General features: G+C 58.9%; 21 protein-coding genes, 2 pseudogenes and 1 riboswitch. Of the genes and pseudogenes, 7 read left to right on the top strand and 16 right to left on the bottom strand.

Annotated features, from left to right (window positions below):
• Window positions 1-61: 61 nt before the first annotated feature.
• The 11 genes and pseudogenes from ONB52_07140 to ONB52_07090 form a co-directional block, all read right to left on the bottom strand.
• Window positions 62-1,051, bottom strand: a complete 990-nt coding sequence (locus ONB52_07140) for a MoxR family ATPase (GenBank protein ID MDZ7415922.1) — start codon at window positions 1,049-1,051, stop codon at window positions 62-64.
• Window positions 1,052-1,149: 98 nt separating this feature from the next.
• Entirely contained in the window at window positions 1,150-2,067 is a 918-nt protein-coding gene (locus ONB52_07135) for a hypothetical protein (GenBank protein ID MDZ7415921.1), read from the bottom strand.
• A 230-nt stretch (window positions 2,068-2,297) separates the two neighbouring features.
• Entirely contained in the window at window positions 2,298-3,011 is a 714-nt protein-coding gene (locus ONB52_07130; protein MDZ7415920.1) for a tetratricopeptide repeat protein, read from the bottom strand.
• 144 nt (window positions 3,012-3,155) lie between these two features.
• A complete protein-coding gene (gene dnaK / locus ONB52_07125; GenBank protein MDZ7415919.1) occupies window positions 3,156-5,054 on the bottom strand; it encodes a molecular chaperone DnaK in 1,899 nt (632 codons plus the stop codon).
• Between the two features lie 274 nt (window positions 5,055-5,328).
• Window positions 5,329-5,715 carry a TraR/DksA family transcriptional regulator gene (locus ONB52_07120; GenBank protein MDZ7415918.1) on the bottom strand — a complete coding sequence of 129 codons (387 nt, stop codon included), beginning with the start codon at window positions 5,713-5,715 and terminating at the stop codon, window positions 5,329-5,331.
• A gap of 85 nt (window positions 5,716-5,800) precedes the next feature.
• The gene (locus ONB52_07115; GenBank protein MDZ7415917.1) at window positions 5,801-7,306 is read right to left on the bottom strand and encodes a Do family serine endopeptidase; all 1,506 of its coding nucleotides are present in this window, start codon (window positions 7,304-7,306) and stop codon (window positions 5,801-5,803) included.
• Window positions 7,307-7,409: 103 nt separating this feature from the next.
• Window positions 7,410-7,754 carry a DUF190 domain-containing protein gene (locus ONB52_07110; protein MDZ7415916.1) on the bottom strand — a complete coding sequence of 115 codons (345 nt, stop codon included), beginning with the start codon at window positions 7,752-7,754 and terminating at the stop codon, window positions 7,410-7,412.
• Between the two features lie 5 nt (window positions 7,755-7,759).
• Window positions 7,760-8,143: a fluoride efflux transporter CrcB gene (gene crcB / locus ONB52_07105; GenBank protein ID MDZ7415915.1), complete on the bottom strand. Its 384-nt coding sequence runs from the start codon at window positions 8,141-8,143 to the stop codon at window positions 7,760-7,762.
• Window positions 8,144-8,164: 21 nt separating this feature from the next.
• Window positions 8,165-8,225: riboswitch (Fluoride riboswitch) on the bottom strand.
• Between the two features lie 35 nt (window positions 8,226-8,260).
• A complete protein-coding gene (locus tag ONB52_07100) occupies window positions 8,261-8,899 on the bottom strand; it encodes a hypothetical protein (GenBank protein MDZ7415914.1) in 639 nt (212 codons plus the stop codon).
• A 99-nt stretch (window positions 8,900-8,998) separates the two neighbouring features.
• Window positions 8,999-9,211 (bottom strand): annotated as a pseudogene (locus tag ONB52_07095) (DnaJ domain-containing protein).
• A 782-nt stretch (window positions 9,212-9,993) separates the two neighbouring features.
• A complete protein-coding gene (locus ONB52_07090) occupies window positions 9,994-13,896 on the bottom strand; it encodes a S8 family serine peptidase (protein ID MDZ7415913.1) in 3,903 nt (1,300 codons plus the stop codon).
• Between the two features lie 1,139 nt (window positions 13,897-15,035).
• Between ONB52_07090 and ONB52_07085 the strand changes: the two genes are divergently transcribed.
• The 4 genes from ONB52_07085 (at window position 15,036) to ONB52_07070 (ending at window position 18,373) form a co-directional block, all read left to right on the top strand.
• Complete coding sequence (locus tag ONB52_07085) at window positions 15,036-15,698, top strand: sterol desaturase family protein (GenBank protein ID MDZ7415912.1); 663 nt, start codon at window positions 15,036-15,038, stop codon at window positions 15,696-15,698.
• A 1-nt stretch (window position 15,699) separates the two neighbouring features.
• Complete coding sequence (locus tag ONB52_07080) at window positions 15,700-16,473, top strand: ABC transporter permease (protein MDZ7415911.1); 774 nt, start codon at window positions 15,700-15,702, stop codon at window positions 16,471-16,473.
• Between the two features lie 70 nt (window positions 16,474-16,543).
• Window positions 16,544-17,299 carry an ABC transporter ATP-binding protein gene (locus ONB52_07075; protein ID MDZ7415910.1) on the top strand — a complete coding sequence of 252 codons (756 nt, stop codon included), beginning with the start codon at window positions 16,544-16,546 and terminating at the stop codon, window positions 17,297-17,299.
• A gap of 162 nt (window positions 17,300-17,461) precedes the next feature.
• Window positions 17,462-18,373 carry an MlaD family protein gene (locus ONB52_07070; GenBank protein ID MDZ7415909.1) on the top strand — a complete coding sequence of 304 codons (912 nt, stop codon included), beginning with the start codon at window positions 17,462-17,464 and terminating at the stop codon, window positions 18,371-18,373.
• Window positions 18,374-18,498: 125 nt separating this feature from the next.
• Here the strand turns inward: ONB52_07070 and dacB are convergent, their stop codons facing one another.
• The 5 genes and pseudogenes from dacB to ONB52_07045 form a co-directional block, all read right to left on the bottom strand.
• Window positions 18,499-19,986, bottom strand: coding sequence for a D-alanyl-D-alanine carboxypeptidase/D-alanyl-D-alanine-endopeptidase (gene dacB, locus ONB52_07065; protein MDZ7415908.1), 1,488 nt, complete (start codon window positions 19,984-19,986; stop codon window positions 18,499-18,501).
• A gap of 281 nt (window positions 19,987-20,267) precedes the next feature.
• The gene (locus tag ONB52_07060) at window positions 20,268-21,029 is read right to left on the bottom strand and encodes a hypothetical protein (protein ID MDZ7415907.1); all 762 of its coding nucleotides are present in this window, start codon (window positions 21,027-21,029) and stop codon (window positions 20,268-20,270) included.
• Window positions 21,030-21,257: 228 nt separating this feature from the next.
• Window positions 21,258-21,857: pseudogene (locus ONB52_07055) on the bottom strand (phosphate propanoyltransferase).
• A 204-nt stretch (window positions 21,858-22,061) separates the two neighbouring features.
• Entirely contained in the window at window positions 22,062-23,312 is a 1,251-nt protein-coding gene (locus tag ONB52_07050; protein MDZ7415906.1) for a DNA polymerase, read from the bottom strand.
• A 221-nt stretch (window positions 23,313-23,533) separates the two neighbouring features.
• Window positions 23,534-23,938, bottom strand: coding sequence for a DUF1761 domain-containing protein (locus tag ONB52_07045; protein MDZ7415905.1), 405 nt, complete (start codon window positions 23,936-23,938; stop codon window positions 23,534-23,536).
• A 260-nt stretch (window positions 23,939-24,198) separates the two neighbouring features.
• On the opposite strand from ONB52_07045, the gene ONB52_07040 reads away from it, so the two are divergent.
• The 3 genes from ONB52_07040 (at window position 24,199) to xerD (ending at window position 26,071) form a co-directional block, all read left to right on the top strand.
• Complete coding sequence (locus ONB52_07040) at window positions 24,199-24,402, top strand: cold-shock protein (protein ID MDZ7415904.1); 204 nt, start codon at window positions 24,199-24,201, stop codon at window positions 24,400-24,402.
• A gap of 68 nt (window positions 24,403-24,470) precedes the next feature.
• Window positions 24,471-24,983, top strand: a complete 513-nt coding sequence (locus ONB52_07035; protein ID MDZ7415903.1) for a hypothetical protein — start codon at window positions 24,471-24,473, stop codon at window positions 24,981-24,983.
• Window positions 24,984-25,144: 161 nt separating this feature from the next.
• Window positions 25,145-26,071 carry a site-specific tyrosine recombinase XerD gene (gene xerD, locus ONB52_07030; protein ID MDZ7415902.1) on the top strand — a complete coding sequence of 309 codons (927 nt, stop codon included), beginning with the start codon at window positions 25,145-25,147 and terminating at the stop codon, window positions 26,069-26,071.
• Window positions 26,072-26,477: the final 406 nt, after the last annotated feature.

Genomic DNA, 26,477 nt, shown 5'->3' with positions numbered 1-26,477 from the left:
AGCCCGGTTCGGAGTTGGCGCGGCGGCGCGCTCGTTGTCCGGGCGCCGCCTGGCCGCTGTTTCACGGCACTTCGATCCTGCTCAACACCTGCGCCATCACATACTCGGTGGTTTTCTCCTCGGCTTCGGCTTCGTAGGTCAAAATGATGCGATGACGCATGACATCCAGGCCAATGGAGCGCACATCTTCGGGGGTGACATACCCGCGGCCGCGCAGAAAAGCATGCGCCTTGGCAGCTTGCGCCAGAAAGATGCTGGCGCGCGGGCTGGCACCGAATTGAATCAAATCCTCGAGCTCCGCCAGACCATATTTTTTCGGCTCGCGCGTGGCAAAAACCAGGTCGATGATGTAGCGTTCGATTTTTTCATCAATGTAAACTTCGGTGACCACCTGGCGGGCGCGGCGAATGTCCTCCGGCTGCACCACCGGCGTGACCTGGACGGGATGGCCGCGCGTCATCCGCCGCATGATCTCCAGCTCTTCCTCCTTGTTGGGATAACCGATGGCGAGCTTCAACATGAAACGATCCACCTGCGCTTCAGGCAGCGGATAGGTGCCCTCCTGCTCGATGGGATTTTGCGTCGCCAGCACCAAAAACGGATCATCGAGCTTGAAGGTGTTCTCCCCGATGGTCACCTGGCGTTCCATCATCGCTTCCAGCAGGGCGGATTGCACCTTGGCCGGCGAACGGTTGATCTCGTCGGCAAGGATGAGATTGGCGAAGATCGGGCCCTTCTTGGTGGTGAACTGGCCGTTGCGCTGGTCGTAGATCAGCGTACCAATCAGGTCGGCGGGCAGGAGATCAGGGGTGAATTGAATGCGTTGAAATTTGGTTTGAATCGCCGCCGACAGGGTCTTGACGGCGAGCGTCTTGGCCAGGCCGGGCACGCCCTCCAGCAGAATATGGCCGTTGCTCAGCAAGCCCACCAGCAGGCGTTCGACCATGTATTTCTGGCCGACGATCACTTTGCCGATTTCCCTGGTGAGCTTTTCAACAAAGGCACTTTCGCGTCGAATTTTCTCGTTGATGGCTTGAATGTCAACGTTCATTGCACCTCCAGTTGGATCCGAATGGCATGATGTCCTGCTGCCCGGCGGGCCGCATTTTTGCGCGGCTCACCCTGTGCCGCGCCGGCGATGTTGCCGTTTCATTTGGATGACGGCGGCGCGACACTCTCGCTGCGGTGGGCGCGCAGGAAACTCTCGGTCATGGCATAAGCGCGCGCCAACTGGCCGGGGTCGCCGCCGGCGCCGGAAAATTTGACGACATCACTGGTCTGCAACACCTCCTCCAGTTGCGTCACCCAGCCGGAGTCGGGGTGCAGACGGCGATAGGCCTCGACCACCTCCGCGGTGGTGATGCCCTGCGTGGGGATCTCGAAGCGGCGGTGCAAGTACGCGCGCAGAATCCTGGACAATTTGGTGAAGGCTTCTTTGGTATCGGGCGCATTCACCTCCACCGTCGCCTGCAACTCCTCACAGAACTCGTCTTCCAGTGGTTTGACGACCTGTGCCGCCTGTTGCGCACGCGCCGCCCGGCGGCGTTGCGCCCGCCAGAGGGCGAAGCCCATACCGCCGGCCAGTGCCAATCCCAAAGCCGCCAGCACAATCACGGTAACCGGCGTCTCTCCCGGCTCCGGCAAGGCCTCAATGACTTTGGTGCTCAAGCGGCTGGCATACAACTCATGCTTTTCATTGGTGGCTTTGTCGAGGTAGCCGACCCGCATGGTTTCGACATAGCCCATGCCCAGACCCTGCGGCCGCAGGGTGTATTCGAAGACGTGTGTGGCGACCGTTGTGCCGCTTTCGACACCGACGCGGTTCGCCGAAGCCGTGCCCACGAGTTTGAGGTTGGCGAGGCGCGGCGGCTCAGGCGGATCCACTGCCACGCGCGCCAAATCGCCGCGCCAGGTGAGCTCCACCCGGTAGATGGCGGTGCGATTGAGCGGCACCTCTTCGGGCGTGAGCGTGGCACTCAGCTTGACTTCAAGGGTTGACTGCGCATGCGCGGAGGACAAGGTGAGCAGTACAGCGCCCCACAGCCACAGGAGGAATTTGTCTTTCATATCATCATCGACTGTCTTCTGGCAGCCCGTCACGGATGCTGCCCCGTCACTGCGCTGCCCTGACCGTGCGCCGAGCCGGCTGGCGGAGGGTCGTTGCGCTGACGTTGGTTGCCGGGGTGAAGCCCCGCGCTGAAACTCAAAAAAAAAGCCGCGATGAAGCCCGGGCAGCTCATCGCGCTGCCACCGGCAAGACATCGGGCCTATAAGACAGCAATTCCGCCGAAAAAGTTTTACGGCTTGGCATTTGGACCGGCCGGTGATTTTTTCGAAGTCGCCTCGTCCGCGGCGGGATTGTCCTTGGAATCGGTGAAAAGATTGAGCTCACTCACATCCTGGCCGAGATGCTCCAATTCCCATTCCACCGAGGGGACCAATTCGTGATCGGGATATTTCTGCTTGAAGATGGTGTAGGCGGTGCGCGCCCGGTCGAGATCCTTGATGTGGTTGGCGTAAATGTAACCGATCATGAACTGGGCCTGGGGCACGTGCCGGCTTTGGGGAAAATCAGAAACCAGCTTTTGAAAGGCATCAACCGCGCGCTGGTACTGCTGTTCATGATTGAGACAGAGCATGCCGATGCGTTGCAGCACCTCGTCACGGTCCTCGGCCTTGGGAAAGCGCTTCACCAGCGCCTGGGACAGCAGCAGCACACTGTCAAATTCCTGGCGGGATTCGTGGTTTTTGATCTCGTTGCGCAGGGCGTCTTCGCCCAGGGTGTTGGCCTTCTGCAGCAAGGCCTGTCGGGTCTGGGCCTCGTCAAATTTGGCATTTTGGGGATACTGCTGATTGAGCTTTTTGTAGTAGCTTTCGGCCTTGGCAAATTCACCCCGCAACTCCAGCTCACGCGCCTTGCTGTAGAGCTGTTCTTCATTGAGTTTTTCGCCGCAGCCGGTGACGAGCAAAAACATCGCGAACAATGCGCTCAGCAGCCTGGTCGTGGACATCACATCCTCCGCTGGTAGGGTCCGATATTTTTTCAAAGCGCGGAAATCTAACGAGGGAGTGTCATAAAATCAAGGGATTTCTCCCCCTGAAAACAAAAAGGCGAGATCTCTCTCGCCTTTTGTTGCATCATGAGATGCCTGCTTTCAGTTCTTGCTGGAGCCTTCGTCAACAACTTCGAAATCTGCTTCCTCGACTTTGCCCTTGCCGGCACCGCCATTGGTGCTGGTTTGCCTGCCAGCCGCGCTGGCGGCTTCGTACATGCGGGTCGAGACCTGATTCCAAATGTTGTTGAGCTCTTCGGCGGCCGCTTTGATGTCTTCGGTCCGTTCGGACTTCATCACCTCGCGAATCTTTTTGACCGCGGCTTCCAGCCGCTCCCGGGAGGAGGCATCGAGCTTCTCGCCCATGTCGCGGATGTTTTTCTCGGTTTGATAGATGAGCTGATCGGCGCGGTTGCGGGTCTCCACCAGCTCACGCCGTTTCTTGTCCTCCGCCGCATGTTCGCGGGCGTCGCGTTCCATCCTGGCGATTTCCTCCTTGCTCAGACCAGTCGAGGCTTCGATGCGAATCGACTGCTCCTTGCCTGTGGCCTTGTCGCGTGCGGAGACGTGCAGGATGCCGTTGGCATCGATGTCAAAGGTGACTTCGATTTGCGGCACACCACGCGGCGCGGGCGGAATGCCGTCGAGGATGAAACGCCCCAGGGTGCGGTTGTCGATCGCCATCTCGCGCTCGCCCTGCAGCACGTGAATCTCCACCTGGGTTTGATTGTCGGCGGCGGTCGAGAAGATTTCCGACTTCTTGCAGGGGATGGTGGTGTTGCGCTCGATCAGCTTGGTGGTCACGCCGCCCAGGGTTTCAATGCCGAGAGACAGGGGGGTGACATCGAGCAGCAGCACGTCTTTCACGTCGCCGGCGAGCACGCCGCCTTGAATCGCGGCGCCGACCGCCACCACTTCATCGGGGTTGACGCCCTTGTGCGGCTCTTTGCCGAACAACCGGCGCACAATGTCCTGCACCTTCGGCATGCGCGTCGAGCCGCCCACCAGCACGACCTCATCGATATCGCTGGTGCGCAAATCCGCATCCCGCAGGGCGGCTTCGCAGGGGCCGATGGTGCGTTCGAACAAGTCATCGCAGAGCTGCTCGAACTTCGAGCGCGTCAGCGTGATTTGCATGTGCTTGGGGCCGGCGTTGGTGGCGGTGATGAACGGCAGATTGATGTCGGTCTGCATGACGGTGGACAGCTCGCACTTCGCCTTTTCCGCCGCTTCCTTCAGGCGCTGCAGCGCCATGGGATCCTTGGAGAGATCGACGCCCTCCTGCTTGCGAAATTCCGCCACCAGCCAGTCGATGATGCGCTGGTCGAAATCGTCGCCGCCGAGATGGGTGTCACCGTTGGTTGCCTTTACTTCAAACACCCCGTCGCCGATCTCCAGAATGCTGATGTCAAAAGTGCCGCCGCCCAGGTCGAATACCGCGATCTTTTCGTCCTTTTTCTTGTCCAAGCCGTAAGCCAGGGAAGCGGCCGTGGGCTCATTGATGATGCGTTTCACCGTCAAACCGGCGATTTCGCCCGCTTCTTTGGTGGCCTGGCGCTGGCTGTCGTTGAAATAGGCGGGGACGGTGATCACCGCCTCGGTGACTTTTTCACCGAGATAGTCTTCCGCGGTTTGTTTCATTTTTTGCAGAATCATCGCCGAGATTTCCTGCGGCGAGTATTCCTTGTCACCGATGCGTACCATGGCCACATCATTTTTGCCAGACACCACAGTGTAGGGAACCGACTCGCGCTCGCGCTTGACTTCGCTGTAGCGGCGTCCCATGAAACGCTTGATTGAATAAATCGTGTTGGCCGGGTTGGTGATGGCCTGGCGTTTCGCCACCTGCCCCACCAGGCGCTCGCCATTCTTGGAGAAGGCCACCACCGAAGGCGTGGTGCGCGAGCCTTCCGAGTTCGGGATCACCACCGGCTCGCCGCCTTCCATGACCGCCACGCACGAATTGGTTGTGCCCAGGTCAATGCCGATAATTTTGCCCATTGCAAAAATCCTCCAGGTATGAAATCAAAAGTTTTTGATTGGTTTCTGTCTCAAGACCAAAATTTTTCAACATCTCCTTCTGGAATGACAAATGCCATGCCATTGCCCGCAAGTAGATGAGATGAATTTTCCCTCCTGTTTTTAAATGGGTTACAACAATAAGAGAAAAAGGAAGGCAAAGGGGGTAGCAAGTCTTTTTTTCAGAGAGATGACAGTCTGGCAGGAAAAAAATGACGGCCCGGGTGAGTGGAGCCGTCATGCTGGGATTTTTATGTCACCGCTTGTCGCTGTAAAAATCTTCTTCACCCGCTGCCCGGCGACGCTCATACGCTTCTTGCGCTTCGCGACAGCGCGGCGTCCAGGGCATGGCTTCCAGGCGGGATTCTGGGATCTCCTTTCCAGTGTCAATGCAGTAGCCATAGGTGCCTTCCTTGATTCTCTTGAGGGCGTCTTCGATCTCGGAAAGGATGTCGGTGTCCTTGGTCAAAAGCCCGGAAATGTACTCGCGATCACGATCGAGCTTGGCCGATTCTTCGAATTCCGCACTCCGGGTCATGGTCGAGCCTTCGAAGTCATCCTCATTCTGGTTGAGCGCGCGCAAAATACGCTCGCGCTCCTGCAGCAGTCGTGACTCGTAATATTCGAGCTTCTTTTTATCCATGAGACCAACCCTTCATCGAAAAAGGTTTCCGGTCAAAGCTAGCTTCGTTGCCTGTCCAGCCGTCCCGTCCAAAATGGACTGGAATCTAATCATTCCCCTTCTTCAATGCAACAAAGAAATTGGCATCCCGCCGTGCGATGCGCAGCAAAACCACTTTGCGTTCCCGGCCCGCCGCCAGCACCTGACGATACTCTGCCACCGTGCGCACCGGCTTGCGGTCCACTTCTTTGATGATATCACCGGGACGAATGCCCTCCTCGTCGGCTGCACTGCCGGGTTCCACTTCGATGACAACAACCCCGCTCGACTCCGTCAGGTCGAATTCGCCGGCAAGTTTCTCGGTCAAATCTGCCACCACCAAACCCAGGGCTTCGGCACGCGGCGCAGCGGAAGTCACTGCCTGTTCAGGATCTTCCGGTCGTTTCCCCAGTTTCACCGTGAGCACGCGCTCGCGACCGTCACGGATCAGCTTCACCCGCACCGTGGTGCCGGGCCGGTAACTGGCTACAACATTCATAAGATGATTTTGGTCGCGAATCGGCGTTTCGTTGATCGTCACCACAAAATCCTCCTCCTGCATGCCGGCTTTTTCAGCGGGGCTGCCGGGCATCACCCGGGTGACCAGGGCGCCATCGGTGGTGGGCAGTTTCATTTCACGGGCGACCTCTTCATCGACGCTTTGAATGTTGACGCCCAGCCAGCCGCGCACGACTTTGCCGGTCTCAATGAGCTGGGTCATGATCTGGCGGGCCAGGTTGATCGGGATGGCGAACCCGATGCCGACATTGCCCCCGCCCCAGCCGCCCGAAACTATGGCAGTGTTGATGCCCACCACCTCGCCGCGCAGGTTGACCAGTGCCCCTCCACTGTTGCCGGGATTGATGGCCGCGTCGGTTTGTATGAAATCCTCATAATCGATATCGCCCACGCCCACTTGCGTGCGGCCCTTGCCACTGACAATGCCGGCCGTGACAGAATGGGCGAGCTGCAGGGAAAACGGACTGCCCACCGCCAGGACCAACTCACCGACTTCCAGCGCATCGGAATCACCCAGGCGCGCGACCGGCAGGTTGGTGGCGTCGATTTTGATCACAGCCAAATCGGTTTTGGGATCGGTACCGATGATTTTCGCGGTGTAGCTCTTCTTTTCGATCAACACCGCGATCGCATCCGACTCGCGGATGACATGATTGTTGGTGAGCACATAACCATCGGGGCTGATGATGACGCCCGAGCCCAAACCCTCCTGGCGGAATTCCCGCTCACCGCGGCCACGGCGCCGGCCCCACCACTCCTCGTGAAAAAACTCGGTGAAGGGATTGCGCACGCGCATCACCTTCTCGCTGGTGATGCTCACCACCGTCGGCATCACGCGCTTGGCCACGGCCACATAGGCTTTACTGGTGGCGGCGAGATCGGCCTCTCCGGAAAGTTCCGTCGCGGCTTGTGCTGGAGCGACGGGCGTCACCCCGGGCGTGTTTTCCGCCAAGCCGGCCCTGGTCCAATTGAAGTTGGAGGCGATAATCAAACCGGCCAGCGCGCCGAGAGCCAGCATGAGCGCCATAACACCGAGGGTTTTATATTTCGCCATCACACCTTCTCCTCAAAATAAAACAGGAATGTATATGGGCCGGCCGGGGAAACGGCACCCCGCCGGCCGCAACCAGGCCACGGCAGGGCGTTTTGCCGGCCCGTCAGACTTGCGCCGTGCCGCTGCGATAGAACCGAATCTGCGCTTTTTCCAGCGTTGCCAGGCCGCCTTGCAGGGCGTCATCCACCACGGTCATGAAGCGTTCCAGCTTCTCCCGGGTGTCGACAATTTCGACGATGATGGGGAGGTCTTCGGACAGCCGCTCGATCTTGAAGGTATGAATCCGGCTGTGGGCGCCGAACCCCATCATTCCGCGCAGCACCGTCGCACCCGCCAGGCCGTGCGCGCGCGCCTGCAGCACCAGCCATTCATAGAGCGGCTTGCCCTCATGTTTGTCGCTCTCGCCGATGAACAGGCGCAGCAAGTAACCTTCTTCGGGCAAAACCACGGATTTTACCTCCAGAGCAGGTATGCCAGTACGCGTCCCAACCACACGGCCGCAAGGCCCAAAACGAAGTGAACATGGAGATTGACCAGCGCGGCCAGAACTTCACCATTGCGCAACAGATTCATCGTCTCATTGGTAAACGTCGAAAAGGTGGTGAAGCCGCCCAGGAAGCCGATGACGATCAAAAGTCGGGCTTCCATCGTGAGAAAGCCGTGCCGCTCGGCCAGTTGCGCGAGCAGCCCGATCACCAGGCATCCAGCGAGATTGACCGCAGCCGTGCCCAGGGGAAACCCGGAGTCCTTAGCCAATTGCTGAACATAGCCACTCAAGAGATAACGCAGGATGGAGCCGGCAAAACCGCCGATGCCCACCAGAATGATTTTGAGCATGACGCTGATTATGAGAATTGAGGGTGCACAGGAGTCATCAGCGTTGGCGCGGTTGTGGGCGGACTCCATCGCCACAGAAATGCGGCCGCCCGTTTCCCCTGGCAGCCATCAGTGTCTTCAAACGACCTTGATGAATTGATCCCCAACGCGCGTGGCCGTCTTCACGCCAAAATTGCGCAGCCGGAATACCGTACCGCGCTTGGTGCCGGCAGGCACGTTCAGCTCGACGAGTTTGCCTTCTATCGTTGGAATGCGCAAACGCGTCCCGGTTTTCAACGCCGGTTCATCCACGTGGGTTTCGTAGTAGATGTCCGCGCCGGCGCGGGTGAAATGCGGGTGGGGCTCCACTTCCACGGTTATGATGACATCACCGGCCGGCCCATGATTGGATTCCGAGGCCAGGCCCCGCAGGCGCAACTGGTGCCCGCTTTCGACACCGGCAGGCAGTCGCAGGCGAATTTTCTTTCTCGAGGAAATCTGGCCGCTGCCGTTGCAACGGCTGCAGGGCGCATAACCTTCCTGGCCCTTGCCATGGCAAACCGGGCAGGCTTTCTTCTGGCGAACTGAAATCGTGCGTTCCGTGCCGCGCACGGCTTCCAAAAACGAGATGCGAATCTTGCCCGTGATGTGGCGCGGGGTGCTCTGCGCGGGTGCCGGGTCGGAATAGATGCCATTGAAGCCGAAAAGATCGCGTAACAAATCCGAGAAGGCGAACCCCTGACCGAAAAAGGAGCCAAACGGACCGTGCGCCCCCATGCCCGGCATGCCGAAACCGTGGCTGCGCAAAAATTCCGGATCAAAAGAGAACCACTCGCCGTTGCTGGTGGCATCCGGCCGGCCGTAAAAGCGCAATTGATCATACTTGTGGCGCTTGTCCGCATCGCCGATGATGTCATACGCTTCATTGATCTCTTTGAAGCGCTCCTCAGCGGACTTGTCGCCGGGGTTGGCATCCGGGTGATATTGTTTGGCCAACCGGCGGTAAGATTTCTTGATCTCCTCCGGCGTGGCCTTCTCGCTCACGCCAAGAATCTTGTAATAGTCTTTGAATCGCATCTTTGCAGCCATGATGCTCTCGCTGCATCGCGTGCGGCGAGAGGGATTTCACTGAAAAGATTCTCTGAAACCTACAGCAGCCGTTTCACCGGGCAAAGTGAACATTTTAACCGACGCTGTGACAACTTGACAAATTCAATCGATTTAGCAGATGATATATGGCAATTGATATGCCAGAATTGTTAAGAGATCGCCGCCCTGTTTTTGAAAAACTTGAAAGCGTAAAGATTACGAAGGCCAAGACTAATCTGTCATGATGGCTTGCCGTGGGATGATTTGGCAGAAGGGATATCAGTTCCTGCAGCGCAAACTTCTGTGCTTCATTCCGTGTTCAGCCGCAGGCCTTCCCAAGCCGGCGCGGTTAAAATCTGCCCGCTGACCGGGGCTTCGGCAGCGACGTGATTCAGGTCTGGTGTCAGGAAAAATCGCCCGGAGGTGGGAGGCAGATATTGCCACATCAGCCAAAATCAAATTGCCATCGCCGCATTGCGATAATCTGATCCTGCCTTTTTCAAGGGGAAAAACCGGGCAATGTCATGGCATTGCCCGGCGTTGTGGCAACCGGGAAGTCGGGGAAAATGGAGTCCCCGCACAGCGAAGCTAAAAGGCACGCCCCTGCGAGAACTGACGATCGCGGCAGAGTTTTGTGCTGCCGGCGAAAGGGATGTGCAGGGACGTGAAAACGAATCAGCTTTTTGAAAGCGTGGCAATTGTAACGACACACACCCTTCGGGCCAGAGCCCGGGCTGCCGGCGGTGCAGTCCTGCCCGCTGCCCCGCCGGACTGAAATTTGACTATTGCAGCACCAGCAGGCGGCGTACCGCACGAAATTCACGGCCGCCTTGTGCCGTGATTGCTTCCATGCGATAGAAATAGATCCCACTTGCCACCGGCCGGCCCAGTGCATCCCTGCCGTTCCAGGTGGCGAAGTGAGTGCCGGCCGGCTGCGGACCGGATACCAGGGTGGCAACCTGGTGACCCAACACGTCATAGATCATGAGTTTGACCACGGCACTTTGCGGCAGGCTGTAGGCAATCGTTGCCTGCGCGGCATTGCCGGAGATCGATGACAGATTGTGCGCAAAGGGATTGGGATAGCTTTGGCCCAGAGTGAAATCCACCGGTATTGGGGAGGATGCTTCGCGATCATTCACCGCCACGGTGACACCCGCAACGATGCGCACCCGATCCACAAACCAGCCGGCGGAAGCAGCGGCAGGGTTGCCATCGGTCTGAATGCGAAACCGAATCCGGACATTGTTGAAGCCGGCGCCGGTGTAGGCATTCATGGAGAAACCGCGCTCGCGCCACTGCGCTTGCGTCCCGCGGAACTGATCCGTGAGCTGCGCCCAATTTTGCCCGCCATCGGCGCTGATTTCCACCACTCCGAAGTCTTCCTGATTGGCGGAGAAATAATGCTGCTCGGAAAAATACAGCGTGGCTGCGGAGAGCTTGCTGAAATCGAGCGGGAGGTTGAGCGTCATCGCAGAGTTGACATTGACAGCGTAGAGGGTGCCGGGGTTGCTGGAGGCTGCCCACAAGCCGTCGGCGCGGCGTTGCCGGGTCAAGCCCCAGCGATTGGGCTCCACCTGCCAGGCATGCAAGCCGTTCTCAAAATCCTCCATGCCCACAATGAAGCTTTTCTCCGGCGTGACGCCGCGATTGGCGGCGGCCGCCACGTCGTATGCGCTGACATAATAACTCACGGTGTCGCCATAGGCAAAGCCGCCGGAAAGTGCACCGGTAAAAGCGGAGCCGCCACCGGCCGCCAGCTTCGTGCTGTCACGCAGCCCGGAGCTCGTGCGATAGTGCAGCCACACCCTGTCGGCATTCACTCCCAGATTGTCACTCACCTCCACCGTCACGGCGAACGGGCCGGCATTGTCGATCACATTGTGCAGCGTGGTGAGGTTGGTGAGTACCGGCGGTGTGTGATCAGCCGCAGAGCGATAGGAGTAGATTTGAAACGGCGCGGAGAAACCCTTCTGCGTGCGCGCCAGGATGAAGTATTCGACCGTCTTGTTCGACTGCGCCGGAATTTCGCCGCGATAATTGCCTTCGGCATCCGGCGACATGACGACTTTGTTGAACGGGAAAGCGCCGTCGACATCCCAGTAAAGCACAACTTCCTGCAGCGGGCTCAGGGTGGAAGTGATGCGTGCAGTGACGGAACGCGGCTGCACGAAATCTTCGGTGTCGCGCAGCGGTTCGTGTTCAAAGACAAAACCGTTGAGCCAGTTGACCACCCGCAGCATCACCTGCTCGCGCACCAGCGAATCGACGATGGCTTCATAGCCACCAAAGGCAAAATTCACCACGCGATAATCACCGGCATAGCGCACTGCGCCCGAGCGGCCATTGCCGTAATTGAAGATGCTCACCGCCGGAGCAAGGGCCTCGATCTCGCTGGGAAACTGCTGACTGGCCAAACGGCCGGGTTGGAACACGTCAAAGCGCAAGCCATCACCGATGGGATCGCCGCTGACGCCGGTGAGCGAGGAAAAATCCGAATCATCGGCAAGGTAGCGGGCATGCAGCCGGCTCTCATAGAAGGTCAGCGACTGGCCGCCCGAGCGGTCGAATTCATTGGTGGAGCCCGCATGGTTCTGATCGCACAGGTCCCAACCAATGTCCTGCCCGGAAATGAAGAGAGAACCGCCGGCATCGAGATATTTCCCGAGTTCGGCACGATCGGTCGAATCGAGCGCGGGGAACTGCCACTCACACAGCCAAATGACGGTGGCATAGCCCTTCATCTTCTCGAACGCAGGCGTGCCGTGGCGTACATGATCGTGCATTTCAAAGCCGAGGCCGAGGCTGTCGAGCACGCGCGTATAGTACGACTCGACGTTGTTGTTGCCATCATCATCATCCACAACGAGAATGGAGGGGCTGATGCCAAGGGTAAGCTCCAGGCTGTCGTGATAACCGTTGTCGGCGTTCAGCTCCAGTGTCAACAGTGCGCGATGTGGAAACGCGTCCGGCAGGATTGCAATGGTGAAGGGATCGGCGGTGTTGGCTTTGGTGTTCTGATTGAGATTGGAGAGCCCGGCCAGGCTGCCATAATTGGCGGAGGCTTTGGTGACCGTCACGGCCCAATCCCTGCTGGTGAGCGTGCCACGGAGGTTGGTGGCATAGCCCCAATTGTTTTCCAGCGTCACGACCAGGGAGGCGGTTTCACCGGCTTCGAGCATGCCATTACCATTGCCGCCAATGATATCGGAAGTCGTCGAGGCAGCCAGCCGGATGCGCGGCAGGGCAGTCACCGTCTCGCCCAGGGCGCGCAGCGTGTTGATGCGGCCGGTGCCGAGCTTGCCGAGATATCTGGGGTTGAGGGCGTCAATGTCGTCCGCGGTTTCCGCGACTTGCAATATCACCTGCGACGGCGTCCAGTTGGGATGCTGGGATTTGATCACAGCCGCCAAACCCGCGGTGAGCGGCGCCGCCATCGAAGTGCCGGAGTAAAACGCATAGCCATCGTTGAATACCGTGCTCAAAATGCCAATGCGGCCGCCGGGCTGATCGCCACCGGGCGCCGAAACTTTCACCCAATCTCCGTAGGATGAATACGAGGCTTTGCGATCCTGCTCAGTGAGGGCCGCGACCGAAAGTGCAAACGGCGCCAAGGGCAGCGGATTGCCGGCTTCCGAGTCGCCATTACCAGCGGAACAGACCACCACCACGCCATTTTCAAAGGCATAGCGCGCGCCGTCCACCACGATTTCGGAGTTGCCATAGCTCAAACTGGCAACATGCGCGCCATTGTCTGCCGCATAGATGAACGCCTGCGCCATCCAGTCCGAACGACCGAGACCCTGACCGCTGGTGTTTTGCCAGCCGATGCGCAGCGGCATGACGGTCACGTTCCACGAGATGGCGGCGACGCCGATGCCGTTGTCGGTCACTGCGGCGGCCAGGCCGGAGGTGTGCGTGCCGTGGCCGTTGAAATCCATGGGGTCATTGTCCGGTGTGTCGCCATCTTCACCGTTGGCGACATCGGTGATGTTGTCCACGAAATCCCAGCCGCGGATATCGTCAACGAAGCCGTTGCCATCATTGTCAATGCCGTCGAGGGCTTCATCGACGTTGCTCCAGATGTTGTCCACCAAATCCGGATGATTCCAGTCCGTTCCGGTGTCGATGATCGCGACGATGACATCCGAGCTGCCTTTGGCCACCTCCCATGCTTCTGGCGCCTTGATTTGTGGCAGATGCTGTTGCTGGGAGTAGTGCGGGTCATTGGGGATGAGGAGTGGGGCGGATAGCGGCGCGGCAACCGGCTGCGGCTCGCCGGCCACATCCAGCGGAATCAGGTAGACCGGCTCGGCATATTCCACCGCGGGATGGCGATTGAGCCGGGCGGCCAACTGCATCACGTCGCTCGGCTCCGGCACGAGCAGTGTAAAGATACGATCCAAACCGATGTCGGCGCGCTGCGCCAGGCTGCGGTTCTTTACGTTGCTGAAGGCGGGGGTGGCAGCAGTGGCGCCATACGCATGCATGATGGCCTGCAACGTTGCCATGCTCTTATGTCCGTGCTTGAGCTTGATCATCACCCGTCCGGGGACATGGCCCCAGCCCGGTGGCAGCGGGGCAGGCCCGCCCGCCGCTTCAGCATTCGACGCTGCACCTGCAAGCGCCAGCAAAACCGCAAACAGCCAGCCCGTCCAGAGATTCGAAGAACTGCTTTTCATCATCAGGCTCCTCGTTGAGGGTCAAATTGCAGGATGATCCACCCCTCCGCCGGGTGCATCAACGCATCCCCGCTTCATGGGAGGTCTAAAGAATTCGTGTAAACTGACGGGAAGGTCGACAACAAACAGGAGGGCTTGCTGACGGAGAACAAGGAGCAGGTATGGTGTGAGCGCCGGTTCACAGCAGTAAGCCATGCCTTCCTTAGTAATAGGGATTGCAGGGGGACCTTCGCGCCGTCGCAGCATCGTGAGGGAAAGGCGCTTGCCGGGGAATACATCGACACATCATGCCAACCATACGCAGCGCCGCCGGGACAAAGACAAAGTGCGTGCAATATCAGCAAACCGCCTTAGAAAGGCAAGATTTTTCTCAACAGCAACGCAATCCTTCTCAGGAGCGTATTGAGTGGCGCAGGCTTCCCTGCCCAATGTCACCAACTTTTTCAAACGAGTCATGACGGGAAGATTTATGGCACAAAGATTCAGATTTCTTGTCAAGCGACCGACCGAATTTCGCTTGCTGGCTTGCTGTTACCCAGAATAAATGGCAGGATTTTCGGGGGTGATCTTCACATCGAAGGTTGAATCGCTGCCATGCGAGGAAAAGGCTTCATGGCTTCTCTCCAACGAAAACGCACTCCCATGAAATGGCTTTTTCCGTCCCCTGGATGTGTGGGTGTCGCGATTAAATCGGCGTTTCCCGCAGAGGGATCAATCTGGGTGCAAAATTCAGCGATCAAGAATGTTTTTGATGAAAACCCGCCCACTCAATTTCCGCTATTAATTTTTCTGTCATTGCTTTTCAATTGTTTTGCACGCAATTGGCTTGCCTTTCCGAAAAGGTGGCCGCATTGGACAACAATTCTGCGCCACGCCCCCCACAAGTAACTGGGGCATTCCACTGCAGCCGGATGCAGCGGTGCGCCTGGCGTGTTTCCAATTGGGAGAGAATCAAAATTGATGCCGTCCCTGCGGTGTCATTCGAGAATTTTGGGCTTGAATGACAAAATAATTTTGCCGATCTTTTCCGCTGTTTGCGATTTTTCGCGCACCGGCGGCTGTGGTTCTGCTGATTGAAGGCCGGGCTTCCGGTCGGCGAAAATGGCCGAGTACCTGTCATCAAGCGAGTGAAGGAGGATGCGATGGCAAAGCGTTTCATATCCAACAAAGATGAAACGGCGCGGCTTTTTCAGAGCGATTTTCTCGAATTTTTTACCCATGTCCATTTCACCGTGCCGCTGTTTCTCTACGTTCCCGTCGTGCTTTACTTGTTGTATCACGCCGCGTTGCACACCCCAATTTCGCTGGCGGCCGGCAGCGGCCTGTTTGTCCTGGGTGTGTTTCTGTGGACGCTGACCGAGTATCTTTTGCACCGCTTCGTTTTTCACTATCAACCCAAATCGCAATGGGGCCAAAAGCTGCACTTTTTGTTCCATGGCATTCATCACAACTATCCCAATGACTCCACCCGCCTGGTGATGCCGCCGGTGGTAAGCATCCCGCTGGCGGTGCTGTTCGGTGTTTTGTTCCGGATGATCTTGGGCCCCGTCTTTTTCGCGCCGCTGTTTTCCGGCTATCTGGTGGGCTATCTGTGCTATGACATGATCCACTATGCCACGCACCATTTTTCCCTGAAAAGCCGGGCGGGCCTGTGGCTCAAGCATCATCACATGCGGCACCATTTCCAGAATGAAAACCGCGGCTACGGCGTCAGCACGCCGTTGTGGGATTATGTCTTTGGCACCATGCCGCTCGCCAAACAGCAGTCCCCGGCACCGGCGAATCTCTCGAAAAGCGTGAATTGACATGATTGACCTGTTCCGGAAAGTCGGGGCCGCGGTCTTCAACTTCCTGTTCCATGTCGGCAGTTTCGGCAAGCTGATGTATCGCACGCTCATCGCCTTTGCCGACGTGCGCACCTGGGCAGGGCTGGTGGCCGAACAGATGATGAAGATCGGCGTCCAATCCCTGCCCGTCGTCGCCTACATTTCGATGTTCATGGGCATGGTGACGGCCTTGCAGGCAATCCGCCAGTTTACCCAAACCGTACCCCTGTATATCACCGGCACGGTGGTGGAGAAGGCCGTGATGCAGGAGCTGGCCTCGGCCATGACAGCGCTGGTGCTCGCCGGACGCGTGGGCGCGGCCATCGCCGCGGAAATCGGCACGATGAAGGTGACCGAACAGATCGACGCACTGGAGGCCATGGCCTTCAATCCGGTGGCCTATCTGGTGGTGCCGCGCCTGATCGCCGGCATGGTGATGCTGCCGGCACTGGCCGCTTTTGCCGCCCTCATCGCCATGGTATCGGGCTGGCTTACCGCTGTTTCACTCGCCGACATCACGACCTTCGAGTTCTTCAAGGGAGCCAAGCAATATGCCAACTGGCGCGATTTCGCCCTGCCGATTTCCAAATCGCTTCTGTTCGGTGCTTCCATCATCATGGTGGCCTGCTACCAGGGCTTCAATGCCAGGCAGGGCGCGGAGGGCGTGGGCAGCGCCGCCACCAAGGCGGCGGTGGCGGCATGTCTGATGATTCTGACTCTGGATTTTGTCATGGCCACCGTCATCCTGGCATGACGCGTCCGGCGCCGGCATCGAAGTTGCAAGCTGGCGGCAGGCAAGATGGTTTTCAGCTCGCGGGACACGCATGATTGTCATAGAAAATTTGCAGAAACGTTTTGATGACCTGCCGGTTTTGCGCGGCGTGAACCTGACGCTCGAAGATGGCTGCACCACCGCGATCATCGGGGGCAGCGGTTGCGGCAAATCTGTCCTGCTCAAACACATCATCGGCCTGCTGAAACCGGACCGCGGCTCCATACTGGTGGACGGTGAGGATATTCCACGGCTTCCCTATCCCCGCCTCGTCGAAGTTCGCAAGAAGATTGGCATGGTGTTTCAGGGCTCGGCCCTGTTCGATTCCATGACCATCGAGGAAAACATGGCGATGGGCTTGATCCGCCATACCAAACTGAACAGTCGCGAAATCAAGGACCGTATCGCGGAGGCACTGGCCATGGTTGGTCTGGCGGGCGTGGAGAAGAAGTTCCCCGCCGAGCTGAGCGGCGGCATGAAAAAGCGGGCGGCGATCGCGCGCGCACTGGCCATGAAACCGCAGTTTCTGCTCTACGACGAACCCACCACCGGCCTCGACCCGCCGCGTGCGGATTCCATCAACCAGGTGATCTTCGATTTGAACCAGCAGCTCGGGGTGACCTCGGTGGTGGTGACTCACGACATGCACAGCGTCTACCGCGTCGCCCACAAGGTCGCCATGCTGCACGAGGGCCGGATTCACTTCTATGGCACGCCCGCGGAGCTGGCGCAAAGCGATGAGCCCGCGGTGCTGGAATTTCTGGAGAGCGCGCGCGGGCACGAATGGCTGAAGCGGGATGCCGCGTGAAGCGGACGGCAGCGGCTTGTCCGGCCGCTGCAAACAATCAAGTGAACTGAAATTTCCCGCAACAATTACCCGCAAGACAGCGTTTCAGGACGGAGCCAAGTTCAGGTCCAGGCACGGGCCACGCGTTTTTTCGTCATCTGTGATCCGTTTGGGAGTTACGCCATGCGGCGATGGACAAATGAAGTAGTCGTGGGTGCGATGATCCTGATCGCGATCGCGATCGGCATCTACGGATACATTTTCCTGCGCGACATACCCGTCCGGCAGCACGGGTTCGAGATCAACATCATTTTCAACAACGTCACCGGTCTCGAAAAAAACGATGCCATCACGGTGGGGGGATACAAGGTCGGGCGCATCCTCGATATGCGGCTGGAACAGGGCCACGTCATCGTACGCGCCTGGCTCAACGGCCAGACCCCTTTCAGCCGGGACTCGCGCTGCGCCATTCGCAGCATCGGCATGATCGGGGAAAAATACATCGATTTGATGCCCGGCAGCTCCCCGGAATTGCTCCAGGAGGATGACACCATTGTCGGGGAATACATCAGCGACCTTGCCGATGCCGGCGGCGGCATGAACGACATCATGGCCGAAACCAGGGCCCTATTGCAGCGCCTGAATGCCGCGATGGACTCGGCTTTCGACCGCTCTGCCCAGCGCGCTATTTCCGCCACCCTGATCAACATGGAAAGCATCTCCAACAAGATCAATGCCAACCTTGACAAAGACCGCCGCCACTTGAGCAACACTATCGCCCGCTTCGACAGCATTTCGCGCGAGCTGCGTGCCTTCTGGCAAACCAACAACGCCTCCGTCGACAGCATCATCAACAACGTGAACGCCGGCACCGCCAACCTGCCGGTCATCATCGCCAAACTCGACAGCGCCGTGACCACCGCGCAAAAATTGCTGGCAATGGTGGAGAACCGCCAGGGCGCGGTGGGCAAAGCCATACATGACGCAGAGCTGTACGACAAATTCAACCACACCCTCGAAGAAGCCAATCGCCTGCTGGAAGATATCAACAAGAACCCCTCGAAATACCTGCAATTCAGCGTCTTCCGCTTCTGACGGGCCGGAACTGGAAAGCTGAAAAACCAAAAGCCATCCCCGCATCGGGATGGCTTTTGGGGCGCGGCCGGTGCAGGCCGCCAATCACTCATATCGTTTGAACGCACCGGCGGCTGCCTTTTGCTTCATTTTGCTGGGAGTGCGCCGCGGCGTCTCAACCCGCACATCTCCGCTGCAATTCGATCCTGCACCCGCCGCACGCCGCCGGCGGAACCCAGAAAATGCTGCATCATCATCGCGAACGCGATTTCTTCGCCTTCCGCCGTTGTCGCATAACCTGAGAGGGAACTCACCCCGGTCAAGCTGCCGGTTTTCGCGCGCAGGAGGCCCTCCGCCGCCGTACCTTTCATGCGATTCGCCAATGTGCCATCCACACCCGCAATCGGCAGGGTGGCCAGAAACTCGTTGCGCACCGAAAAATCCCGCCACATCGCGCTCAGCAGCTTCACGATTTCTTCCGGCGTGATGAGATTGTAGCGCGACACTCCCGAGCCGTCCGCCAAATGCAACGCATTAGTATCAACCTGGGCGCTGGCCAGAAACCGGCGAATCACCTGCATGCCCTTCTCAGCCGTGCCCGGCCGGCCGGCAACCTCCGCCGCCACCACTTTCAACATCAATTCGGCACTCAGATTATCCGAAATCTTGTTGAGATTGATCAGCACCGGCAGCAGCGGCGCACGATGCTCGGCGAGCGTCACCGCCCTCGCCGGGTGCAAGCCGCGCTGCACGCCGCCGTGGCATTTGATGCCAAGTTGCTGCAACAGCCCGCGCAGGATTTGCCCCGCAAAAATTTCGGGTTCCACCACGGTGCAGGTGAAGGTGCGCGGTTGCGCATCGCGCGCCAGCGCACCCTCCACCACCAACACATTCGCCGCACGCCGTGTCACCGCAAGAGCCGGCAGGCGCAGGGAATCGCTCTGCGCCGTGCTGGCCGTTGTCACGCTGGTGTTGACGATGGTTGTGTGGGGCGTGTTCGGGACGACCTCAACCTGTGCCACGTCACCCACTTTCGCTGCCGGCGAGACGGTTAGCCGCACCAGGTTGTCATTTACCGTCAGCGCCGTGAAGCGCTCGTAATCATCATCCCACATCCAGCCGGCACCCCAGCGCACCTCGTCAAAATAATAATCGTCGCACAGCAAATTGCCGCGAATCTCGCGAATACCCCGCTGTGCCAGCGCATGCGCCAGGCTCAACAAATCATTCGTCGTCAAATCAGGATTGCCCCGGCCGACGAGATAAAGATCACCTGCAATGACGCTCTCGTGCAGGGCGGCGGAGTCACAGACCAGACTGGTGTTGAATGTGAAGGCCGGGCCGAGCAGTTTCAACGCCGCCGCCGCGGTGAGCAGCTTTTGATTGGAAGCGGGATGGAACAGCAAATGCGCGTTGCGTTCGTACAGCACCTCGCCGGTTTGCAGGGACACAATTTTCACGCCTGCCGTGGTGCGCGCGAGGGCGGAATCAGCGAGCAGGGCGTCGAGGCGGCGCCGCAGGGCGGCGACGGGATGGGTGTCATTTTCCTGCAATCGGATCCCGGCGGCGCAGCCCAGCAGGCTGAGCGCGGCCAGCGCAATGAGTGGCCACGGCAGATTGTAAAATTTTGCCATATCACCTCTCTCCACGAATCACGGAAATGGTCATCGCCCATTGGGCTGTCGGCAGGGGGGAATTTTGCAAAGTGCCTGCGGCCATGCCGGGAGCTTGCACAGCTTTCACGCTCACTGGCGCTTCACAAGATGCTTTCATCATGACCGCACCGCGCGGAGGGCGCGGCACGGTTGTGACAAACTCGAGGCCGCTCTGACAATGCTGCCCCGGCGAATTCACCCGCACAACATTTCCGTCCGGCTGAGAACGCCGGGAGCACGCGGGACGCAACCTGGCCGGACTACAATGATGCCAAAATGGTCAGACACCCCAGCGCCGGAGCCGTCAATTCTGCGTGACGGGCTGCGCAGAATTCCCGCACGGCGGAAACCTGCACCGCCAGCAATTCGGTGAATTCCTCCGCTTCACGGGCGTGCGCGACGAGCTGTCTGACTTCCGCCATGGTGCACCGCAGGCGCACCAGGAAAACCAGGTCGGGTTTCAGTGTGACGGGATTCTCGACCATGCCAGTGCAGCTTTCCACCGCAACGGCTTCCGGCTGCAGGCCCAACTCCGCGGTGACTTCTTCGGCCATGGCAGCGAACAAATCCGGCCGGCCGCCGCGCAGATGCAGATGCGGGTGGGCATGCCCGCCGATGACATCCAGCATGCCCGGCGCCTCCCCCAGGTGCAGACTGCGGCGAATGATGGGCGTGCAGTTGTCGCTGGTGATGACAATCGCGCTGATGCCCAGGCCGCGCGTGGCCTGCGCCTCACCCAATTCCCGGAGACGGGCATTGTTGTAGAGTTGATCGCGATAGCAGGTGCGCGTCAAACGCAACTCCAAAAGCTGCGGGCTGGCGGAAAATTTTTCCAGGCGGAAAAGTTCGCCGTTGTAGAGATGATTGCCGGAAGTTGCCACGAGCTCCTGCCAAAACGCCGCGGCCTGTCGGGCATGCGGCGGCGGCAAGACGTGGAAATGATCCTGAAAAACGACATTCACTTGCGCGGGCGGCCAGCACCCGCGGCAGAGCAGGCGAAAGGGAGGGAGGGAGGCTTTCATGAAAAAGGCGTGATCGCACTCATGCATTTATTCCCTGCGGGCGCCTGTCAACGGCCCAACCCGGCGGCAACGTCAAACAAACACCTTGTGTGCTTTTGCCAGCTCGGCGGCAGCGGGTGTCACCCTGGTGCCGGCCGGCACTTTGATTCTTCTTTTTTCCAGAATGGCCCGGCGCACGTCGTTTTCGGTGATCAGCTTCGCGGCTGTGGTGACGTTTTTGGAATGGCCGATGATGCAAACTTTGTCGCCGGTGACGAGACCCGCCGCATTAGCTTCGTCGGTGTCCAGATGAAAATCGAGCACAAAGGAGGGATCGACGCGGATCAGCACATTGTCAAAGATGAGACGGCGGTCTTCGCTGCCGGCCGGCAGGATTTTTGGCAGGGGCGCAACGATGACGCGGTCGCGATCCTTGACCCCGAACCGCTTCGCATCCGCAGGACTCATGTGAATGTGGCGCTGCGGAATGATGACGCCTTCACGCAAAACCACATCGCCTTGCGGGCCGACCAGCCGCGCGCCGGGCGAGCCCTTTAAATCGCCGGAATAACGCACCGGCGGATCGAGACCGAGCACGATGGCATCGGTGCGCGAGATTTCCAGTTGCGTCTGCCCGCGCGGCGGGCCGACGACCCGCACGCGTTCGAGCCGGCCTTTGGGACCGACGACCTCGAGGGTCTCATGCGCGGCAAACTGGCCTTGTTGCGAAATGTCACGCCATTTGGTGAGTTGATAACCGGTGCCGAAAAGTTTTTCGACATCCGCCGGCGCGAGATGAAAGTGACGGTTGGAGACGCCTACAGGAATGGCGGGAGACATTGATTCCATCCAGGGAGGATTCACTGCCTGCTGCTCATGTTGACTTCCGCACAACGGTCTGCCGGCATGGCGTGCAGGCCGGATGCGAACATTTTTTTTCACAAAGCGCCGGTTCCAGCCGCCGCCCCGCCGTCTCCGGCATGCCCGCGTTCAAACCACCCGCGCCGGCCATCTGCAAAAAGCTTCCTTCCAAACCGGTGCGCGGCCTTTTACTCAGCAATGCTCCTCAAACGTCCACAGCTCGGGAATACTGCTGAAGGCAATGCGCGTGGGGGCGGCGTGTTTGGAAGCGTGAATGCCGCCGAAATAGACGGCATCCGTGCCGTATTTCGCATTGATGGCATCCATCGCCCGGGCGAGCTTGCCGCGCCTGGGATCTTCGAACAGCGAGAGATTGTGCAATTCGTTGGGCACGAGATCGAGCAAGGTCACGCCCACCGCCAGGGGATTCCCCGGCGGCCGTTGTCGCCACAACTTTGCCAGGGCCTCGAGCATGGTCAAGGTGTCCTGGCATTCGACCATGCTGATTTTTTCCGACCAGCCCTCCTGCCACCCGAAGCGGATACTCAACGCCAACACGCCCGCCCAGTAATTCATGTGCCGCAAACGCGCGGCCGCCTTGTGCACGAGTTTTTTCGCCACGGCATAGGCGTCTTCATCATTGCGCAACTCCGGCGGCAACACATGCGAATGTCCGACCGTGCGGCGGCGGGTGGCGATTTCCGGCAAATCATCCCCGCGCAGCCAGTGCCAAAAACGCTCACCGATGATGCCACCCCAAATTTTGGCCATCTCGGTTTTCGAAAGTGCGCACAGTTGCCTGACGGTACGGATGCCGTGGCTGAGCAGTCGTGCATGCATGCGTGCGCCGATGCCCGGCAAATCCTGCAACTGCACCGGATGAAGCACGGCGGGCAGATCCTGCACGCGAATCACCACCAGTCCGTCCGGCTTTTGCAAATCTGTCGCGACTTTCGCCAAAAAGCGGTTGGGTGCCAGGCCCACCGAGCAGCGCAACGTGCTGCCGACTTTTTCCCGCAGCGTCTGCTTGATTTTGCGGGCAAAGGCCAGGGCATTTTCGATCTCGCGCTCCCGCCCGATCAGCCGGCACGCCATTTCGTCGATCGACAGCACCGCGGCCACCGGCAGGCAGGACTCCACCGCCTGCACGATTTTGTGGTGATACTCGACATAGATGCGATGCCGCGCTTCGACCAGTTGAATTTTCGGGCAGAGCTTTTTGGCGTCGGCCACGAGCGTCCCGGTTTTCACACCGAACGCCTTGGCCTCGTAGCTCGCGGCAATGCAGCACGTGCGGTCGGTCATCACCGGCACCACGGCCACGGGTTTCCCGCGCAGCTCCGGCCGCAGCTCCTGCTCGATCGAAGCGAAGTAGGAATTCAAATCGAGAAACAACCAGCGCAGCGGCGTGGCATTTTCCTGGATGGCGGGGGAGACAGACATGCGTGAGAATTTTCCAAGCAAGCCAGAAGCGACACGTGCAGAACCACCATGCGCCTCCCGCGTGGATCGTGCGGCTGTTTTGACCGAACCGGGCCTGGCACACCCGCAGATTGGCCCGCCCGGGCAGGGTGGCTTCACGGACCGGATCAACTTTCCCGCCATCGCCGGCGAACATTTACGCCGCTATTCAGCCCGGGAATGCCAAACGAGAGGGCACAACACTAACGCCACGCACCCAGAATCGCACCAGCGAGGATGAAACCAACGACGTTGTAGCCGGCGTCGATGAGGAAGAGCTTGAGCGGCCGGGCCTCGAAGGTGCTGGTGGTGAATGCCGTCATGGCCACCAATCCCACGCCGGTCATCAAGCCGGTTTGCGCACCGGTAAACAGGTTCGCCGGCGTCTGTTGGTTGACCAAAATCGCCAGTACAAACGCGATGATCAACGAGCACAGAACGGCCACGGCATAAGCCTTTCCCGCTCCCCCCTTTTGCCGGATCTGCTCCTCTGAAATGCCCACCAGCGCCATCCAGGGCCTGGCAAACATGAGGGGTGAATACCACAGACCTCCCAACACAAAATAGACCAGCGCTGCCACCAAAACCGCCACAGGACTGGTTGGCATATCTCACCTCCGACGACCTGGGTTCACAACCGGGGCACGCAAGGACTGCGCGCGTGGCAACGGACGTCAATCTAATTTTCCGTCTGCAAATTTCAAGCGTTTTGTTGCAGGGGCCGGCCGCGGCGGCCGAAATTGCGCTTGACATCCAAACAAAAACTGTCTATATTTTTTGCGTTTAAATCAGCCGGGCGCGGTTTTTTATTGGGCAAGTAAGCAAGGAAACCGGGCTGCCGGCGCAAAGCAAGGAGGTTGTCGAACGTATGCCACGCGGCCGGGTCAAGTGGTTCAACGAGAACAAGGGGTATGGTTTCATCGAACAGCTTGACGGAGGGGAGGACGTTTTCGTGCATTTTTCCGTGATCCAGATGGAAGGCTTCCGGACGCTGCCGCAAGGGGCGGAGGTCGAATTCGAGTGTGTGCAGGGGGAAAAGGGATTGCAGGCGACGAAAGTCATCAAGCTGTGACGACCGGCGCGCCGCAGCGCCGCCGGGGCATCGCTGTGCGGTGGCCGTGATCACGCTGAGGAGTGAATGTGAAGTTTGATGCCAAAGCCATCCAGAAGATTGCCGGAGCTTTGCAGACGGAAGCCAAGCAGCGTGGCAACAACTTTCGCATGGTTCTGGACCATCCTGAATCGGGGCGGCGGCTCTCTTTGGAAATTTATCCCGATATCGCCATCGGCAAAAAAAACGGCAGCCTGATCTCGGTCTACACGCCCTCCAGTCATCTCCAACTTCATTTTTGCACCGGCTACGTGGTGAGTGAATCCCTGGGCGAAGTCACCTTCGTGGCGGAAAACAAGGGCAAGGTGTGCGGCCTGATTATCGAGAAAGAAGCGGGCTGCTCGCTGTTTGCCAATGTCGATGCCCGGGTGCTGTCCGGCGATTTCACCAAACTCGGGCCGGAGGTCATGCTTTCCGGGATTGCCCTGTCGCTCACGGAAAACATCCTGCCCAAGCCCAGGACAGCCAGACGGCCGAAAAAGCCTGCCAGGAGCAGGGCGAAATCAACCCGGAAAAAAACCGTGCCGCGCCGGCAAAAATAAAGATTCCACCCTGTCGCGCCGGGCTTCAAGCACACGCCTGCGCACGAACATGGGCAGCAAGACCTGGCGGCCCGTGAGCGTTTTACCGGCAGCATGCCGGCAGGGCTGTGAATCCCGCTTGCGGAACATGTCATTCTCCTGCCACAACCAGATGATGGGCATTGAGCACCGCCCTGGGAAATTACCTCGCTGAGTTTCTCGATTACCTGCGCGCCGAGAAGCACCTCGCCAAGAACACCATCATTTCCTACGGTTTCGATCTGCGCCGTTACACGGCTTTTCTCGCCGAACGTGGCATCACCACCCCCAATCAGGTCACCGTCGGCGATATCCGCACACTGCTCGCCGAATTGACACAACTGGGGCTGGCCACCACCAGCATCGGCCGGCAGCTCGCTGCCATTCGCATGTTTCATCGCTATCTCGTTGGCGAGAAGTATTGCGACCATGATCCGGCGGAGCCCATTTCGCTGCCGCGCCAAAGCCAAAAAGTTCCCCGCGTCCTGGACATCACCGACATCGAACAATTGCTGCGGCAGCCGGACGTCAGCACCGCGCTCGGCGTGCGCGATCGCGCCCTGCTGGAGTTTCTTTATGCCACGGGCGCGCGGGTGTCCGAAGCCGTCGAGCTTGGCATGGACGATCTCTTCCTGGCGCAGCGGTTCGTGCGTCTCTTTGGCAAGGGCCAAAAGGAGCGCCTGGTGCCCATCGGCGAGGTCGCGGTCAAGTGGCTGCAGGAGTACTTCACGCATATCCGCCCGCGTCTGATTCGACGACGCCGGATGCAGGAGAAAGTCTTTGTCAACGCGCGCGGCGGCAAGCTCTCGCGCATGGGCGTGTGGAAAATTCTGCGCGGCCATCTGCAGGCGGCCGGCATCACCAAGCCCGCCTCGCCGCACACCATTCGGCATTCCTTTGCCACCCATCTGCTGGAGGGCGGGGCGGATCTGCGCGCGGTGCAGGAGATGCTCGGCCATGCCAGTCTCGCCACCACCCAGATCTACACGCATCTCGACCGCGCCTATTTGAAGGAAGTTCACCGACAGTTTCATCCGCGCGAACGCCATTTTGAGGCTACAGGTAAATAATTCGTGTCCGCCGAAAGCACCGAGATTGGAGAATATCTTCCGGCAACGACCCGGCCGTTGTTGCAAAATCCTGCGGAGCTGTGCAAAACTCCGGCTCAGCCGGGATCGGAACGTTTTCGGACGGACACTTATTCGTGCAACGTTAAGTTGGCACCTCCACCCCCCAGTGTCACTCTGCAAGAATCTTCTTGAGTGCTTGAGATAATGTCAGAACAAGCATCAATCGCGGTGCTCGGGAAGATTACTACGAAAATACCGTAGCGCAGGCTTTCAGCCTGCTGCAGACAAGATGTCTGCATTTTCACTCCGATGGGTGTCCATACGGGCATGACAAATTCCTCCGGAATGACAGTTTGGGGTTGCAGAGCGGATTTTAGAACTTAACGTTGTAGTATTATTATTTTTG

This window comes from candidate division KSB1 bacterium, assembly GCA_034506255.1.
Taxonomy (GTDB): Bacteria; Zhuqueibacterota; Zhuqueibacteria; order Zhuqueibacterales; family Zhuqueibacteraceae; genus Coneutiohabitans; species Coneutiohabitans thermophilus.
This window is presented reverse-complemented; position numbering and strand designations above follow the sequence as displayed.